This is a genomic window from Streptomyces mutabilis (genome assembly GCF_046628145.1).
Classification (GTDB): Bacteria; Actinomycetota; Actinomycetes; order Streptomycetales; family Streptomycetaceae; genus Streptomyces; species Streptomyces mutabilis.
On record NZ_CP176874.1, the window covers coordinates 5,495,992 to 5,513,562 of the forward strand.

Below are 17,571 nucleotides of genomic sequence, written 5' to 3' on the forward strand. Positions count from 1 at the left end.
GCAGCCCCTGGGAACGGGACGGGAAGGGGCGGCGGGGGCGAACCCCCGCCCGCGCCACCGACGCGACCGCCCCCACCCCACCGTCGGAGACCTGCGTACGCTTCCCCCGTGAACGACAACCCCCGCTTCGGCCCCGCCACCGGCATCGGCTCCCTGCCGGGCCAGGACGCCCGCGAGGCCGCGAAAACAAGCACCGGCACCTTCGAGGACTTCCCCTTCCTCCCCGAACTGCCCGCCCGCGGCCCCGGCGCCGACATGATCGGTCGCACCGCCGGCCTGCTCGTCGAGCTGTACGCGCGCGTGGAGCCCAGCGGCTGGCGCCTCGGCGACCGTCCGGGCCGGGACACCAAGCGGGCCCGTTCCTGGCTGAGGGAGGACCTCGACGCCCTGGAGGAGTTCACCCAGGGCTACGAGGGCCCGCTCAAGGTCCAGGCCGTCGGCCCGTGGACCCTGGCCGCCGCCCTGGAACTCCGCAACGGCGAGGCGGTCCTCTCCGACGCCGGCGCCTGCCGCGACCTCGCCGCCTCGCTCGCCGAGGGCCTGCGCCTGCACCTGGCCGAGGTGCAGCGCCGTGTCCCGGGTGCCCGGATCGTCCTCCAGCTCGACGAACCGTCCCTGACCGCCGTACTGCGCGGCCAGGTCCGCACGGCCAGCGGCTACCGCACCCACCGCGCCGTCGACCGCCAGGTCGTCGAGTCCGCCCTCCGCGACCTGGCCGCCGTCCACGCGGACGGCCCGCTCGTCGTCCACTCCTGCGCCCCCGACGTGCCCTTCGCCCTGCTGCGTCGCGCGGGTGTCTCCGCTGTCTCCTTCGACTTCTCGCTCCTCACCGAGCGTGACGACGAGGCGATCGGCGAGGCGGTCGAAGGCGGCACCCGCCTGTTCGCCGGTGTCGTCCCGGGCACGGACACGGCATTGTCAGACCCTGCCGGTAGCGTCATGGGTGTCAGGACGCTGTGGCGCAGGCTGGGGCTGTCTCCGGGGCTTCTCGCGGAGGCGGTCACCGTCACCCCGTCGTGCGGACTCGCGGGCGCGTCCCCCGAGTACGCCCGCCGGTCCCTCGCCCACTGCGCCCGGGCGGCGAGATCACTCGCGGACAACCCAGAGTAACGGGAGGACAACACGGTGGCCGGCGACAAGCAAGCGGAGACGACGAACGTGCCCGCCGAGGCGCGTGAGAAGCACGTGCAGCTCGCTGAGCAGATCGAGGAGCACCGCTTCCGGTACTACGTGAACGACGCCCCCGTCGTCAGCGACGCGGAATTCGACCGGCTGCTGCGTTCCCTGGAGGAGCTGGAGGAGGAGTACCCGGAGCTGCGCACCCCGGACTCGCCGACCCAGAAGGTCGCCGGCTCCTACGAGACGGAGTTCACGGCCGTCGAGCACCGCTCCCGCATGCTCTCCCTCGACAACACCTTCAACGACGAGGAGATGGCCGCCTGGACCGAGCGCATCGCCAAGGAACTGGGTGAGCAGGAGTACCACTTCCTGTGCGAGTTGAAGGTCGACGGACTCGCCGTCAACCTCACCTACGAGCGCGGCCGTCTCGTCCGCGCCGCCACCCGCGGGGACGGCCGCACCGGCGAGGACATCACCCCCAACGTCCGTACCATCACCGAGATCCCGGAGCGCCTGAAGGGCGACGAGGTCCCCGACCTCGTGGAGATCCGCGGTGAGGTCTACTTCCCGATGGAGAAGTTCCAGGAGCTCAACGCCCGGTTGAACGAGGCGGGGGACAAGCCCTTCGCCAACCCGCGCAACGCGGCGGCCGGTTCGCTGCGCCAGAAGGACCCGCGCGTCACCGCCACCCGCCCGCTGCACATGGTGGTCCACGGCATCGGCGTCCTGGAGGGGTACCGGGGCAAGGGCATGACCCGCCTCTCCCAGGCGTACGACCTGCTCAAGACCTGGGGCCTGCCCACCTCCCCGCACAACAGGGTCGTCGACGGCCTCGACGGCGTACGCGAGTTCATCGCCTACTACGGCGAGAACCGGCACTCGGTCGCCCACGAGATCGACGGTGTCGTCGTCAAGCTCGACGAGATCCGCCTCCAGGGGCGGCTCGGCTCCACGGCCCGCGCGCCGCGCTGGGCCATCGCGTACAAGTACGCGCCGGAGGAGGTCAACACCAAGCTCGTCGACATCAAGGTCGGCGTCGGCCGCACCGGCCGCGTCACTCCGTACGCGCAGGTGGAACCGGTCACCGTGGCCGGCAGCGAGGTGGAGTTCGCCACCCTGCACAACCAGGAGGTCGTCAAGGCCAAGGGCGTCCTCATCGGCGACACCGTGGTGCTGCGCAAGGCCGGCGACGTCATCCCGGAGATCCTCGGGCCGGTCGCCGACCTGCGGGACGGCAGCGAGCGGGAGTTCGTGATGCCCGCCGAGTGCCCCGAGTGCGGGACGCCGCTGCGGGCCATGAAGGAGGGCGACATCGACCTCCGCTGCCCCAACGCCCGCACCTGCCCGGCCCAGTTGCGGGAGCGCGTCGCCTACCTGGCGGGCCGGGAGTGCCTGGACATCGAGCACTTCGGCGGCGTGGTGGCGGCCGCGCTGACCGGGCCGCTGGAGCCGTCCGACCCGCCGCTGGTGGACGAGGGCGACCTCTTCGACCTCACCGTCGAGAAGCTGCTGCCCATCAGGGCGTACGTCCTCGACCCGGACAGCGGTCTGCCCAAGCGCGACCCCAAGACGGGCGAGGAGAAGATCGCCACGGTCTTCGCCAACAAGGAGGGCGAGCCCAAGAAGAACACCCTCGCCCTGCTGAAGCACATCGAGGAGGCCAAGACCCGCCCGCTGGCCCGCTTCATCAACGGCCTCTCCATCCGGTACGTGGGACCGGTCGCCGCCCAGGCGCTGGCCCGGGAGTTCCGCTCGATCGACCGCATCGAGCAGGCCACCGAGAAGGAGCTGGCGCTCGCGGACGGAGTGGGCGACACCATCGCCGCCGCCGTCAAGGAGTGGTTCGCCGAGGACTGGCACCGCGAGATCGTCCGCAAGTGGAAGGCGGCCGGAGTCCCGCTGGAGGAGCAGTCGACCGGCGAGGACGAGGGCCCGCGCCCGCTCGAAGGACTCACCGTCGTCGTCACCGGCACCCTGGAGAACTTCACCCGGGACGGAGCCAAGGACGCCCTGCAGAGCAGGGGTTCGAAGGTGACCGGATCGGTGTCCAAGAAGACCTCGTTCGTCGTGGTCGGTGACAACCCTGGGTCGAAGTACGACAAGGCGATGCAACTGAAGGTGCCGGTTCTGAACGAGGACGGTTTCACCGTTCTGCTCGAACAGGGACCCGAAGCGGCGGCCGAAGTCGCGCTTTCGGCCGAGGAATAGCGGTTGAAGGCCACCCGATCGGCGCATACCAGATGCATACGGGTGGCCGGGTCGCATTCGGGCAACCGTCGACGACCGGTGCCCCTGGAAGCCTTCCGCGGCCTACTGTTGAGATGTGCGCCTGCCGTGCCCAGCTGCGGTTGGGGCATCCTCCTGTCCCCGAGGGACGGGAGGAAGGGTTCTCGAACGCGGAGCCGTTGATGGTGGTCGAGGCGGGGGCCGCGTGGCGTGGGCACCGCCGGCTGTGAGAGGGACGGGAATGGAACCGACCGAGAGCGCCGCCGCGGGCTCACGGCTGCGCCTGCGTCGCATGGTGGACGCGTGGCACGTGAGCCGGTGGCTCGGGAAACGGGGTGGTGGCGCACCCCGTTCCGCGGTGGGTGCCCGCGCCTCAGCGCCGCCGACGACCGGTCACGGCTCGGTGCCAGCGGGCGGCGGCCAGGGCTCGGCGCCACCGGGCGGCGGTCACGGCTCGGCGCCCCGGGGCCTCGGCCACGGCTCCGCACCGTCGCGCGCCGGCCGCGCCCCGGCGCACACCGACACCGACACCGACGGCGAACGACACCTGTCCTGGCCCGCGTTGCCCTCGGCGGTCGTCGCGGGCGCCGCGTTCGTGCTGGGCGCCGGCTTCTACCGGGCGTTCACCGGCGGCCACGCGCTCTTCCCGTCCGGCACCGTCGGCTGGGCGCTGGCCGTGCTGACCGGCATCGTCGTCGGCCACCTGGTGATGCTCGGCCGCTCCCGCTGGTGGGGCGGCACCGGGTCCGGCGCCGCCCTCACCCTCGCCGTCCTGCTGCTGTACGGCTGGGTTCCGGCCGGCATGGTCAGCCTCACCGTCGTCGTCCTGGTCGGCATAGCCCGCCGGGGCCGGTGGCGGCACGGCATCCTGCACGGCGCGGTGGACATCCTGGGTATCGCCGCGGGGGCGATGCTGCTCGGTGTCTGCGGCTCCGTGCCGTCCGTGGAGGACCCCTGGGACCCGGCCACCTGGGGGGTGTACGCGGTGCCCAAGGTGGTGCTCGTCGCCGTCGCCTACCTCGCCGTCACCCGCGCCCTGCTGTGGTACCTGCAGACACCGCGGGCCGGCCTGCCCACCGCGGCCCGCACCGCCCTGGTCAGACAGGGCCTGGTCGCCGTCGCGCTGCTCGGCATCGCCCCGCTGGTCTGCGTGGTGGCCGTGGCCAAGCCGCTGCTGCTGCCGCTGTTCGCCATTCCGCTGATCGCCCTCGACTACACCCTGTGGATCGCCCGCGCCCGTGCCGAGGAGCAGTTGCGCGACCCGCTCACCGGACTGCCCAACCGGCAGTGGCTGCTGGAGCGCACCTGGACCGCGCTGGACGACGCCGAGCGCATCGGCGCCCGCGCCGCCCTGATGCTGATCGACCTCGACCGCTTCCGTTCGGTCAACGACACCCTCGGTCACCTCGCCGGTGACCGGCTGCTGCTCCAGACCGCCGACCGGCTGCGGCAGGCCCTGCCGCGCGGGGCGGAGGCCGCGCGGCTCGGCGGCGACGAGTTCGCCGTCTTACTGCCCGTCGCCGACTCGACCACGTCGGCGACCCGAATCGCCCGGGGGCTGGTCGGCGCGCTCAGCTCCCCGATGGACCTGGACGGGCTCACCCTCGTCCTGGAGGCCAGTGCCGGTGTCGCCGTCTTCCCCGACCACGCGCTGGACGCGGAAGGGCTGCTGCGCCGCGCGGACGTGGCGATGTACCAGGCCAAGCGGGACCGCACCGGCGTGGAGGTCTACGAGTCCAAGCGTGACTCCAACACCCCGGACCGCCTGGGCCTGCTCGGTGACCTGCGCCGCGCCCTGGACGCCCACGAGGTCCAGCTGCACTACCAGCCCAAGGTCCGCTTCGACGGACACGTGGCCGGTCTGGAGGCGCTGGTGCGGTGGGTGCACCCCGAGCGGGGCAAGGTGCCGCCGGACGAGTTCATAGCGATCGCCGAGTCGTCCGGGCTGATGCCCCACCTCACCGAGTACGTACTGGAGACGGCGCTCGAACAGGTCGCCCACTGGCGCTCCCAGGGCCTGTTCGTGCCGGTCGCGGTCAACGTCTCCCCGCGCGACGTGCACACCCCGGGTTTCGCCGGCTCGGTCGCCGCCCGCCTGGCCCGGCACGGCGTCCCGGCCGGAGCGCTCCAGCTGGAGATCACGGAGCACGTCCTGCTGGAGGACCCGCAGCGCGCCGCCGACACCCTCAACGCCCTGACCGGACACGGCGTCAAGATGTCCCTGGACGACTTCGGCACCGGGTACTCCTCGCTGGTCCACCTGCGCCGGCTCCCGGTCAGCGAGCTGAAGATCGACCGCTCGTTCGTGGCCCGGCTGGCCGTCGACACCGAGGACGCCGAGATCGTGCGCTGCACCGTCGACCTGGCGCACTCCCTCGGTCTGCTCGTCGTCGCCGAGGGCGTGGAGGACGACGAGACCTGGGAGCGCCTGCGCGACCTCGGCTGCGACGCCGTGCAGGGCTGGCTGGTCGCCGCCGCGATGCCGCCGGAGGAGACCACCGCCTGGCTGCTGGCCCGCGGCGCCCGTGGCTGGCAGCGACCCGCCGCCGCGCTCCCCGCGGCGGCGGGGGACGACCCGGGCCGGGTCGGCTGACCTCCCGCATCACGGGCCGGGGCGAAGGGCACCCGGCACCCGTGGCCGCCCACGCCACCCGGCCACCCAGCCACCGAGGCGCCCCGCCCAGCGACCGAGGCGCCCCGCCCAGCCACCGAGACGCCCCGCCCAGCGACCGAGGCGCCCCGCCCACCCCACCGAGGCGCCCCGTCCACGTCCGACGCGCGGCACACCAGGGAGACGAGCCATGTCACTGTTCGTTCCGAAGTTCGACGAGTCCGTGGTCGTCCGCGAGGCCGACGCGGAGGTCGTCGGCCAGGCACCCACCACGGTGCGCCTGCTGGCCGACAGCAGCGCGACCGGCGGCGCCCTGTCCACGCAGCGCGTCACCCTCACCGCGGGCGCCGACGGCGCCAAGCCGCACTGGCACGAGAACCGCGCCGAGATGTTCTTCCTGCTCGACGGCGCCGCCGACATCCTCTCCGGCGAGGACGTCCTCACCGCCGGCCCCGGTGACCTGGTCGTGGTCCCGCCGGGCAAGCCGCACGCCTTCGCCGCCGTGCCCGGGACCGGCGCCGACCTGCTGATCGTCCTCACCCCGGGCATCGAGCGCTTCGAGTACTTCCGCCACCTCCAGCGCATCCGCCTCGGCGAGGCCACCCCTCAGAGCCTCCTGGACGTCCAGGACCTGTACGACAACCACTTCCTGAGCAGCCCCGCCTGGGACGCGCGCCGCGCCTGAGCGGGCGACGGGGGAAACCGTTTCACGGGCACGGGGCGCCGCCCCATAGGATTGGGCCAAACCGACTTGCCAAAGCCGATTCGCCCCAACCGCACACTCACCCCAGAGGAACGCTGCATGCCTGGCATCACGCGCGAGGAGGTCGCCCACCTCGCCCGGCTGGCGCGTCTGGAGCTGAAGCCCGAAGAGCTCGAGCACTTCGCGGGACAGCTGGACGACATCATCGGCGCGGTCGCCCGCGTCAGTGAGGTCGCCGACCAAGACGTACCGCCGACCTCGCACCCGCTCCCGCTGACGAACGTCATGCGGCCGGACGAGGTCCGTCCGTCGCTCACGCCCGAGCAGGCGCTCTCCGGCGCCCCGGCCCAGGAGCAGCAGCGTTTCAAGGTGCCGCAGATCCTGGGGGAGGAGTAACCGCCATGAGCGACATCATCAAGCTCACCGCGGCCGAGATCGCCGAGAAGATCGCCTCCGGCGAGCTGACGGCCGTCGAGGTCACCGAGGCCCACCTGGCCCGCATCGAGGCCGTCGACGAGAAGGTGCACGCCTTCCTGCACGTCGACCGCGAGGGCGCCCTCGCCCAGGCCCGCGCCGTGGACGCCAAGCGCGAGCGCGGCGAGAAGCTCGGCCCGCTGGCCGGCGTCCCCCTCGCGCTCAAGGACATCTTCACCACCGAGGGCGTGCCCACGACCGTCGGCTCGAAGATCCTCGAGGGCTGGATCCCGCCGTACGACGCGACCGTCACCAAGCGCCTCAAGGACGCCGACGTCGTCATCCTCGGCAAGACCAACATGGACGAGTTCGCCATGGGGTCCTCCACCGAGAACAGCGCCTACGGCCCGACCGGCAACCCCTGGGACCTCACCAGGATCCCCGGCGGCTCCGGCGGCGGCTCCTCCGCCGCGCTCGCGGCGTTCCAGGCCCCGCTCGCCATCGGCACCGACACCGGCGGCTCCATCCGCCAGCCCGCGGCCGTCACCGGCACGGTCGGCGTCAAGCCGACGTACGGCGGCGTCTCCCGCTACGGCATGGTGGCCTTCTCCTCCTCCCTCGACCAGGGCGGCCCCTGCGCCCGCACGGTCCTGGACGCGGCCCTGCTGCACGAGGTGATCGCCGGGCACGACCCGATGGACTCCACCTCCATCGACGCCCCCGTCCCCGCGGTCGTCGAGGCCGCCCGCAACGGCAGCGTCGAGGGCATGCGCGTCGGCGTCGTCAAGCAGTTCCGCGGCGAGGGATACCAGGCCGGCGTCGTCCAGCGCTTCGACGAGTCCGTCGAGCTGCTGAAGGAGCTGGGCGCCGAGATCGTCGAGCTGGACTGCCCGTCCTTCGACCTGGCGCTCTCCGCGTACTACCTGATCGCCCCCTCGGAGTGCTCCTCCAACCTCGCCCGCTTCGACGGCCTGCGCTACGGCCTCAGGACCGGCGACGACGGCACGCACTCCGCCGAGGAGGTCACCTCCCTGACCCGCGAGGCCGGCTTCGGCCCCGAGGTCAAGCGCCGCGTCATGCTCGGCACGTACGCCCTCAGCTCGGGCTACTACGACGCGTACTACGGCAGCGCCCAGAAGGTCCGCACCCTCATCAAGCAGGAGTTCGAGCGGGCCTTCGAGCAGGTCGACGTGATCGTCTCCCCGACGACCCCGACCACCGCCTTCCCGATCGGCGAGCGCGCCGACGACCCGATGGCGATGTACCTGGCCGACCTGTGCACCATCCCCACCAACCTGGCGGGCAACGCGGCCATGTCGCTGCCCTGCGGCCTCGCCCCCGAGGACAACCTGCCGGTGGGTCTGCAGATCATCGCCCCCGCCATGAAGGACGACCGGCTCTACAAGGTCGGCGCCGCCGTCGAGGCCGCCTTCGTGGAAAAGTGGGGCCACCCGCTGATCGAGGAGGCACCGTCGCTGTGAGCGCACTGTCCAAGGCCAAGGGCTTCAAGAAGTCCAAGTCCGGTCTGTACGTCTCGATGGCCACCTCGGCGTTCGGCGCCGTGGGTGTCTACAAGCAGATCAAGAAGGCGCGTGGCGACAACGACACGCTGCGGCTGCTCGACGCCGTCGTGACCGGCGCCGCCGTCGTCACCAACCTCGCCATCCTCTACCGCGAGCTGAAGCGCCTGGGCGACGACGACGTCCTGCTGGGCTGAGAGGGAAGTTACACCGTGACCACCACGACCGACCTGGTGTCGTACGAGGACGCGCTGGCGTCGTACGACCCCGTCATGGGCCTCGAGGTCCATGTCGAACTCGGCACCAAGACCAAGATGTTCTGCGGCTGTTCGACCGCGCTCGGCGCCGACCCGAACACCCAGACCTGCCCCGTCTGCCTCGGCATGCCCGGCGCGCTCCCGGTCGTCAACGCGACCGGCGTCGAGTCGGCCATCAAGATCGGTCTCGCGCTGAACTGCGAGATTGCCGAGTGGTGCCGCTTCGCCCGGAAGAACTACTTCTATCCGGACATGCCGAAGAACTTCCAGACCTCCCAGTACGACGAGCCGATCGCCTTCGACGGCTACCTCGACGTGCAGCTGGAGGACGGGGAGACCTTCCGCGTCCAGATCGAGCGCGCCCACATGGAGGAGGACACCGGCAAGTCGACGCACGTCGGTGGCGCGACGGGCCGTATCCACGGCGCCTCGCACTCCCTCCTCGACTACAACCGCGCCGGCATCCCGCTCATCGAGATCGTCACCAAGCCGATCGAGGGAGCGGGCGAGCGCGCCCCCGAGGTCGCGCGGGCCTACGTCCGCGAGCTGCGCGAGCTCATCCGCGCCCTCGGCGTCTCCGAGGCCCGCATGGAGATGGGCCAGATGCGCTGCGACGTGAACCTGTCGCTGCGCCCCAACGGCACCGAGAAGTTCGGCACCCGCAGCGAGACGAAGAACGTCAACTCGCTGCGTTCCGTCGAGCGCGCCGCCCGCTTCGAGATCCAGCGCCACGCGGCGGTGCTCTCGTCGGGCGGCACGATCATCCAGGAGACCCGTCACTTCCACGAGGACACGGGGTCCACGACCTCCGGCCGCGTGAAGGAGGAGGCGGAGGACTACCGGTACTTCCCGGAGCCCGACCTGGTGCCGGTCGCCCCGTCCCGCGAGTGGGTCGAGGAGATCCGGTCCGGCCTGCCCGAGCTGCCGCTGGTGCGCCGCAACCGGCTCCGCGAGGAGTGGGGCATCTCCGGCAACGACATGCAGTCCATCCTCAACGCCGGCGCGCTGGACCCGATCGTCGCCACGATCGACGCCGGTGCCGACGCGGCCTCCGCCCGCAAGTGGTGGATGGGCGAGCTGGCCCGCAGCGCCAACGAGTCCGGCAAGGCGCTCGACGAGCTGGCGATCACGCCGGTCCAGGTGGCGCGGGTCGCCGAGCTCGTCACCAAGGGCGACCTGAACGACAAGCTCGCCCGCCAGGTCATCCTGGGCGTCCTCGCCGGTGAGGGCACGCCGGACGAGGTCGTCGACAAGCGCGGCCTGAAGGTCGTCTCCGACGAGGGCGCGCTCACCACCGCCGTCGAGGAGGCCATCGCCGGCAACCCGGCCGTCGCCGACAAGATCCGCGGCGGCAAGGTGGCCGCGGCCGGCGCCCTGGTCGGCGCCGTCATGAAGGCGACCCGGGGCCAGGCGGACGCGGCCCGCGTCAAGGAGCTGATCCTGGAGAAGCTGGGCGTCACCGAAGGCTGAGCACCGCAGCACCGAGGCCCTGGGGAACGCGTCACCGCGACGAGTTCCCCAGGGCCTCAGTTGTGAATAAGCCCACTAACCACGCAAACGATCACTTCCGCCTGAAAGAGTGATTTCGCATTGCTCATGCGTTCTTTGCGGGCGGTTCACACGAAGTAAGACTGTTCCCGGTCAAAGATCCACAATCAGACACCTGGGAGCACGTTCGTGGCAGCCCTCGCACGCTGGTGTGTTCGACGTCGTCTCGTCACCGTCCTGCTCTGGCTCGTCGCCCTCGGCGGCGTGACCACGGCCGCCGCGGTCGCGGGCTCCGCGTACTCCAACGACTACGGCGTGCCCGGCACCGACTCCGACCGCGCCTCCCGGCTGCTCACCTCGGGCTTCCCCCGTCTCGGCGGCGACAGCGACACGATCGTCTGGCACACGACGACCGGCACCGTGCGCGCCCCCGACGTCGAACAGGCCATGACCCGCACCCTGGACCGCATCGCGGAACTCCCCGGCGTGGCCTCGGTGACCAACCCCTACGACGACTCCGACTCGCCGCGGATCAGCGAGAACTCCCGCACGGCGTACGCCTCGGTCACCTTCGAGGACGCCTCCCAGGACATCGACCCGGCCGAGGCGCGGGCCGTGGTCGACACCGCGAAGGCGGCCGGCACCGACGGGCTCCAGGTCGAACTGGGCGGCAGCGCCGTCGCGCTCACCGAGGCGCCCGACGGCCACCTCGCCGAGGCCGTCGGCGTGGCCGTCGCCGCTGTTGTCCTGTTCCTCGCCTTCGGTTCCCTCGCCGCCTCCCTGCTGCCCATCGCCACCGCGCTGGTCTCCGTCGGCACCGCGTACGCCGGCATCACCCTGCTCGGTCACGCCATGACCGTCGCCGACTTCGCGCCCATGCTGGGCACCCTCATCGGCCTCGGCGTCGGCATCGACTACGCGCTGTTCATCGTCACCAGACACCGGCGCGGGCTGAAGCGGGGGCTCACCGTCACCGAGGCCGCCACGAGCGCCGTCGCGACCACCGGGCGCGCGGTCGTCTTCGCGGGTGCCACCGTTTGCATCGCCCTGCTGGGCATGCTGATCCTCCGGCTCAGCTTCCTGAACGGCGTGGCCGTCGCCGCCTCGCTCACCGTCGTCCTCACCGTCGCCGCCTCCGTGACGCTGCTGCCGGCGCTGCTGTCGTACATCGGCCCGCGAGCCCTGAGCCGGCGCGAACGGCGCCGGCTCGCGGAGCACGGACCTGAGCCGGAACTGCCGACCGGGTTCGCCGCCCGCTGGTCGGCCTTCGTGGAGCGCCACCCCAAGCTGCTCGGCGCCCTCGCGCTCGTCGTCATCACCGTCCTCGCCCTGCCGACCCTCGGCCTGCGCCTGGGCACCTCCGACCAGGGCAACGACCCCCAGGGCAGCACCACCCGCCAGGCCTACGACCTCCTCGCGGAGGGCTTCGGTCCCGGCGTCAACGGGCCCCTCACCCTGGTCACCGAGGTCGGCGGAGCCGAGGACCGGCTCGCCCTGGACAACCTCGACGCCTCCCTGCGCGCCGCCGAGGGCGTCTCCTCGGTGACCCCGGTGACCTACAACTCGGGCGGCGACACGGCGTACCTCACCGTCGTGCCCGAGTCCTCCCCGCAGTCGCCGGACACCAGCGAGCTGGTCGAGCGGCTGCGCTCCGAAGTGCTGCCGCGCGCCGAGAACGGCACCGCGCTCGACGTGCACGTGGGCGGTGTGACGGCCGGGTACGACGACTTCGCCGAGGTCATCGTCGGCAAGCTGCCCCTCTTCGTCGGCGTCGTCGTGGGCCTCGGCTGCCTGCTGCTCCTGCTCGCCTTCCGCTCGATCGGCATCCCGGTCAAGGCCGCCGCGATGAACGTCGCGGCCGTCGCCGCGTCCTTCGGCATCGTCGTGGCGATCTTCCAGTGGGGCTGGGGGAGCGAGCTGCTGGGCCTCGGCAACGCGGGCCCGATCGAGCCCTTCCTCCCCGTGATCATGGTGTCGGTGCTCTTCGGGCTCTCCATGGACTACCAGGTCTTCCTGGTCAGCCGGATGTACGAGGAGTGGCTGGAGACCGGCGACAACCGCCGTGCCGTCCGGGTGGGCCTCGCCGAGACCAGCCGGGTGATCAACTCCGCCGCGGTCATCATGATCTCGGTGTTCCTCGCCTTCGTCCTCAGCGGCGACCGCGTCATCGCCATGTTCGGCATCGCGCTCGCCGCCGCCGTCGCCCTGGACGCCTTCGTCCTCCGTACGCTCCTGGTACCGGCCCTCATGCACCTGCTCGGCAGCGCCAACTGGTGGCTGCCGCGCCGCCTGGACAGACTCCTGCCCCGCATCAGCATCGAGCCGCCCGAGTGCCGTGCCGCCCATGAGAGGCTGGCCGCGGCGACGGACGCCGAAGTGGCGGACGTCCTTGCGGAGGAGGAACGGCAGCAGGATGTACGCGATACCACTGGGTGACGACGGAGCCGAACTGCGCCCCCTGGAGACCTGGCACGCCGAGGAGTTCCTGGCCCACCTGGACCGGGGCAGGGAGTTCATCACACAGCACATCCCCTTCGGCGCCAAGGCCACCGACGTGGCCTCCGCCCGGGAGATCCTCCAGGCCTACGCCGACCGGCACGCCGCCGACAGCGGCTTCCTGCACGGGCTGTGGCTGGACGGCAAGCTCGTCGGCGGACTGCTCTTCCGGGTCTTCGACGCCGCCGCCGGCGTCTGCGAGATCGGCTGCTGGCTGGAGCCCGCGGGAACGGGCCGCGGCCTGGTCACACGCGGTGCCCGGGTCCTGATCGACTGGGCGTTCGACGAGCGCGGCATGCACCGTGTGGAGTGGCACGCCTCGTCCGCGAACACCCCGAGTGTCAACGCCGCCCGGCGACTCGGCATGATGCGTGAGGGCGTGTTGCGCGAAAGCTCCCTCCACCGGGGCGTCCGCCAGGACATCGAGGTGTGGGCGGTACTCGCGCCCGAGTGGCGTGCGGCACGTGAGGCACGCGCGCGTGCCGCTCACAAGGATCATTAAGGGACCTCTCAGACAGCGTCCGTACGGTGCGAGACATGGGAACGAAGACAGTGGACGAGACCGGCGTGAAGACCGACGAGCACAAGACGGACGAGGCGGCCCAGGCTCCCGAGACGATCGAGGCCGAGAAGTCGGAGGGCGCCCAGGCCACGCCGGACGACGCCACGACGGACGCCGGGGCGGCCGACGACGCCGACTCCGCCACCACCGAGACCGGGGCCCCCACCGGCGTCGGCCAGGGCGCCGGTGCCGTCGTCTCCGCCGGTCTGGGCATCGTCTCGCTGACCGGCAGCTGGGTCGGCACCGTGGCCTCCGCGCGCGAGTCGCTGATCGGCCAGCTGCAGACGTCCTCCTCGTCCAACGTGGGCACGCTGATCGAGAAGGGCTACGGCAACGCCTGGCACGCCACCGCCCTGTGGGGCGGGGCGTTCGCCCTGGTCGCGCTGATCGTCGGCGTCGTGGTGCTGGCCCGCCCCGCGTTCGGCGCGCCCGGCCGTCCGCAGGCCCCGTGGATCAAGTCGGTCGCCTGGGCGGGCGTCGCCCTCGGCATCATCGGCCTGCTGCTCGCGGTCCTGAAGTACACGGACATCCTGCTCGGTCTGCCGTCCACCGGCTGACCAGGCCTTCTCAGGGGTCTTAGGGCATCCACGCGCCGCCGGCGCACGCCCTAAGACCCCTCACGCACGTCTAAGGCCCCGCCCGGCGCCGAAGATGCGGAACTTACCCGATGTGGCGGACCCCCCTGGGAGACGAAGGTTGAGGCATCGCAGACAGCGAAGCACCGACCGAACTCACCACAGGAGACAGACCGTGTTCGAGTACGAGATCCAGCAGACCCGCGCCACCGAACTGATCCGCCGCGCCGACCAGGCCCGGCTGGCCCGCGAGGCCGTCCGCGCCCGGCGCGCCGCCCTCCGGGACGCACGCCGCGCAGCCGCGCCGCAGGAGAGCCATACGTCTCGCTTCCGCAGGCACCGGTTCGCCCGGGCGGCGTGAACGGGGGACACGGGGAGGGCGGCCGCACGGCCGCCCTCCCCGTCGCCGTACCGCCCGCCGTCCACCTGCCGAAAACCGCTGCCCCGCTGTCGGACCCGCGTGCGATGCTCGCCTCCGTGGAGACCAGGTCCGTCAGTCCCGTGTTCGTCGGCCGCGCCGGCGAACTGTCCACCTTGCACGACGCGCTCGTCCGCGCCGCCTCCGCCGAGCCGCAGGCGCTGCTGCTCGGTGGCGAAGCCGGCGTCGGCAAGACCCGCCTCGTCGAGGAGTTCGCCGCCGCCGCACGCGAGCAGGGCGCCGTCGTCGCACTGGGCGGCTGCGTCGAGATCGGCGCCGACGGGCTGCCCTTCGCGCCCTTCTCCACCGCACTGCGCGCCCTGCGCCGCCAACTCCCGAGGGAGCTGGCGGACGCCGCCGCCGGTCAGGAGGAAGAGCTGGCCCGGCTCCTGCCCGAACTGGGCGAGAGCGCCCCGGGCACCGACGGCGGGCACGACGAGGAGAGCATGGCCCGCCTCTTCGAGCTCACCGCCCGCCTGCTGGAGCGCGTCGCCGCCCGGCACACCGTCGTGCTCGTTCTCGAGGACCTGCACTGGGCGGACGCCTCCACCCGCCACCTGATCGCCTACCTCGTCCGCACCCTTCGCACCGGCCGCCTCGTCGTCCTGGCCACCTACCGCTCCGACGACATCCACCGCCGCCACCCGCTGCGCCCCCTGCTCGCCGAACTCGACCGGCTGCGCACCGTCCGCCGCATCGAACTGGGCCGCTTCACCCGCGACGAGGTGGGCCGGCAGATCGCCGGCATCCTCGCCCACGAACCCGACCCGCTCCAGGTCGACGAGATCTTCGAACGCTCCGACGGCAACGCCTTCTTCGTCGAGGAGCTGGCCGTCGCCGCCCACGAGGGCTGCCGCACCGGCGGCCTCCCCGACTCCCTGCGCGACCTCCTCCTGGTCCGCGTGGAGGCCCTGCCCGAGAGCGCCCAGCGGGTCGCCCGGATCGTCGCCGAGGGCGGCTCCACCGTCGAGTACCGGCTGCTCGCCGCCGTCGCCCGCTTGGCCGAGGACGACCTCATCGAGGCCCTGCGCGCCGCCGTGGGCGCCAACATCCTGCTCCCCGCACCCGACGGCGACGGCTACCGCTTCCGCCACTCCCTGGTCCGCGAGGCCGTCGCCGACGACCTGCTCCCCGGCGAGCGCTCCCGCCTCAACCGCCGCTACGCCGAGGCCCTGGACGCCGATCCCACGCTGGTGCCCGCCGCCGAGCGCGTGATGCGCCTGGCCAGCTACTGGTACCACGCCCACGACCCCGCCAGGGCCCTGCCCGCCGTGCTGGACGCCTCCGTCGAGGCCCGCCGCCGCCACGCGTACTCCGAGCAACTGCGGCTCCTGGAGCGCGCGATGGAGCTGTGGGACTCCGCCCCCGACGAGGTGCGCGCCACCCTGCGCCCCGTCGACTGCGCCGAGGTCTACCCTCCCTGCGGCTGCGACCCCGAGAAGACGCCCCTGCGCTACCTGGACCTGATGGCGGAGGCGGCCGTCGCCGGGCGGCTGTGCGGGGAGCGGGAGCGCGCCATGAAGATCACCAAGCGGGCGCTGCGCCTGCTGGAGGAGGAGCAGGAGGCGGGTGCCGGCACGCACGCGAGCGGGCAGGACCGCCAGGACCTGCAACGCGCCGCCTGGTTCTGGAGCCAGCGGTCCCTGCTGGTCCAGGCACAGGGCCGCGGCGACGGCTGGCGCGAACTCGGCATCGCCCAGGAACTGGTCCGCGGTCTGCCGCCCTCCGAGGTGCACGCCGAGGTGCTGGCCATGGCCGCCAACTGGTCGATGCTGCACGAACCCGGTCCCGACGCGGTCACGGCCGCCGAGCGGGCCGTCGAGTACGCGCGCATGGTGGGCGCCGACGACATCGAGCTCAACGCCCGGCTCACGCTGGGCGGCCTCATGGTCGACGCGGGGCACATCGACGCGGGACTGGCGGAGATGTACCAGGTCAGAGACCTGGTGGTGGCGCGCGGGCGATCCGCCGTGGTGGCCCGCAGCCACGTCAACCTACCGTCCGCCCTGGAGGGCGTCGGCCGCTCCCGGGAAGCGCTCGGCATCCTGCGCGAGGGCGTCGAACTCACCCGGCGCATGGGGCTGCTGGAGACCGAGGCCTGGGTGTGGGGCAATCTCTCCGAGTCGCTGATCTCGCTCGGCCGCTGGGACGAGGCGCTGGAGGCCGCGGCGCGGGCCGGAGCCCCGGGCCGGGGCCCCGCGCCACGCGGCGGCGCCGCCGTCAAGCGGGCCGTCGTCGCCCTCGCCCGCGGCGGGACGGCCGAGGCCGCCCGGCTGCTCGCCGAGGCACGCACCGCCTACGGCACACACGACCCCATGCCGCAGCGCCGCCTTCCGCTGGCCGTCCTCGCCGTCGGCATCGCCGCCGCCGAGGGCCGCGTCACGGACGTCCGCGCCGAACTGGGCCGGGCCCTGGACGCGGGTCTGCCGCCCGGCACCCAGCGCTACGGCTGGCCGCTGCTGCTCTCCGCCGCCGGGGCGGAGGCCGACGCCCGCGGGCTGCCGGCCGCCGAGGAGGGGCGTGCCGAGGCCCTGGAGCGGCTCACCGGGGCCGCCAGGTCGCTCACCACCGGCGCACCGGTCTGGCTCGCCCACGAGAAGTGGGTCCGTGCAGAACTCCGCCGGGCCGAGGGCCGGGACACCCCGGCGCTCTGGACGGAGGCGGTCACCGCCTTCGAGTGCCTGGAGCGGCCCTACGAACTCGCCCGGGTCCGCCACCGGCTCGCCGCCGCCCTCCTGAACACCGGCGGCGAGGACGAGCGCGCCCGCGCCACGGAACTGCTCCGCCTGGCCGGCACCGTCGCCCGCCACCTCGGCGCCCGTCCACTGGCCGACGCGGTCGACCTGCTCGGCCGGCGCGCCCGTCTGACCCTGGGCCGCGCCGCCGGGCCCGAGCGCGCCCCCGCCGACCCGGCCGAGGCCCTGGGCCTCACCAGCAGGGAACGCGACGTGCTGCGCCTGGTCTCCGACGGCCGCACCAACCGCCAGATAGCGGAGGAGCTCTTCATCTCCCCGAAGACCGCCAGCGTCCACGTCTCCAACATCCTGGCCAAGCTCGGCGTCTCCGGCCGCGGCGAGGCGGCGGCGGTCGCCCACCGGCTGGCGCTCTTCCCGGCCGAACCGCTCCGGTCCGGTTCGGCGGATTGAGGCTTACGCTGTAAAGGACGCCGACGGACGGAGGCT

The 17,571-nt window shown here is 72.6% G+C and carries 13 protein-coding genes; all 13 read left to right on the plus strand.

The features are described 5' to 3' along the window. Positions 1-108: 108 nt before the first annotated feature. The gene (locus ACLIN4_RS24965) at positions 109-1,110 is read left to right on the plus strand and encodes a methionine synthase (RefSeq protein WP_307652068.1); all 1,002 of its coding nucleotides are present in this window, start codon (positions 109-111) and stop codon (positions 1,108-1,110) included. Positions 1,111-1,125: 15 nt separating this feature from the next. Continuing rightward, positions 1,126-3,327 (plus strand): NAD-dependent DNA ligase LigA, encoded by a 2,202-nt coding sequence (ligA, locus tag ACLIN4_RS24970; protein WP_307652067.1) that lies wholly within the window; start codon positions 1,126-1,128, stop codon positions 3,325-3,327. Between the two features lie 259 nt (positions 3,328-3,586). After that, the gene (locus tag ACLIN4_RS24975) at positions 3,587-5,938 is read left to right on the plus strand and encodes a putative bifunctional diguanylate cyclase/phosphodiesterase (RefSeq protein ID WP_411576248.1); all 2,352 of its coding nucleotides are present in this window, start codon (positions 3,587-3,589) and stop codon (positions 5,936-5,938) included. A gap of 208 nt (positions 5,939-6,146) precedes the next feature. Beyond that, entirely contained in the window at positions 6,147-6,641 is a 495-nt protein-coding gene (locus ACLIN4_RS24980) for a cupin domain-containing protein (protein WP_257101497.1), read from the plus strand. Positions 6,642-6,758: 117 nt separating this feature from the next. Beyond that, complete coding sequence (gatC, locus tag ACLIN4_RS24985) at positions 6,759-7,055, plus strand: Asp-tRNA(Asn)/Glu-tRNA(Gln) amidotransferase subunit GatC (RefSeq protein WP_003973500.1); 297 nt, start codon at positions 6,759-6,761, stop codon at positions 7,053-7,055. 5 nt (positions 7,056-7,060) lie between these two features. Then, on the plus strand, positions 7,061-8,554 hold the full coding sequence (gene gatA, locus ACLIN4_RS24990; RefSeq protein ID WP_019329754.1) for an Asp-tRNA(Asn)/Glu-tRNA(Gln) amidotransferase subunit GatA: 1,494 nt from the start codon (positions 7,061-7,063) through the stop codon (positions 8,552-8,554). Beyond that, the gene (locus ACLIN4_RS24995) at positions 8,551-8,790 is read left to right on the plus strand and encodes a hypothetical protein (RefSeq protein WP_019329755.1); all 240 of its coding nucleotides are present in this window, start codon (positions 8,551-8,553) and stop codon (positions 8,788-8,790) included. Before gatA ends, ACLIN4_RS24995 begins: the two co-directional genes overlap by 4 nt. A gap of 15 nt (positions 8,791-8,805) precedes the next feature. Next, complete coding sequence (gene gatB, locus ACLIN4_RS25000) at positions 8,806-10,320, plus strand: Asp-tRNA(Asn)/Glu-tRNA(Gln) amidotransferase subunit GatB (protein WP_289911632.1); 1,515 nt, start codon at positions 8,806-8,808, stop codon at positions 10,318-10,320. Between the two features lie 207 nt (positions 10,321-10,527). Next, complete coding sequence (locus tag ACLIN4_RS25005) at positions 10,528-12,774, plus strand: MMPL family transporter (RefSeq protein WP_381914157.1); 2,247 nt, start codon at positions 10,528-10,530, stop codon at positions 12,772-12,774. Beyond that, on the plus strand, positions 12,752-13,336 hold the full coding sequence (locus ACLIN4_RS25010; RefSeq protein ID WP_100047749.1) for a GNAT family N-acetyltransferase: 585 nt from the start codon (positions 12,752-12,754) through the stop codon (positions 13,334-13,336). The genes ACLIN4_RS25005 and ACLIN4_RS25010 overlap by 23 nt, the downstream gene beginning before the upstream one ends. A gap of 35 nt (positions 13,337-13,371) precedes the next feature. Beyond that, on the plus strand, positions 13,372-13,953 hold the full coding sequence (locus tag ACLIN4_RS25015; RefSeq protein WP_107477079.1) for a hypothetical protein: 582 nt from the start codon (positions 13,372-13,374) through the stop codon (positions 13,951-13,953). Positions 13,954-14,146: 193 nt separating this feature from the next. Further along, positions 14,147-14,332: a hypothetical protein gene (locus tag ACLIN4_RS25020; protein WP_107477080.1), complete on the plus strand. Its 186-nt coding sequence runs from the start codon at positions 14,147-14,149 to the stop codon at positions 14,330-14,332. A 104-nt stretch (positions 14,333-14,436) separates the two neighbouring features. Further along, positions 14,437-17,535, plus strand: a complete 3,099-nt coding sequence (locus ACLIN4_RS25025; RefSeq protein ID WP_411576782.1) for a helix-turn-helix transcriptional regulator — start codon at positions 14,437-14,439, stop codon at positions 17,533-17,535. Positions 17,536-17,571: the final 36 nt, after the last annotated feature.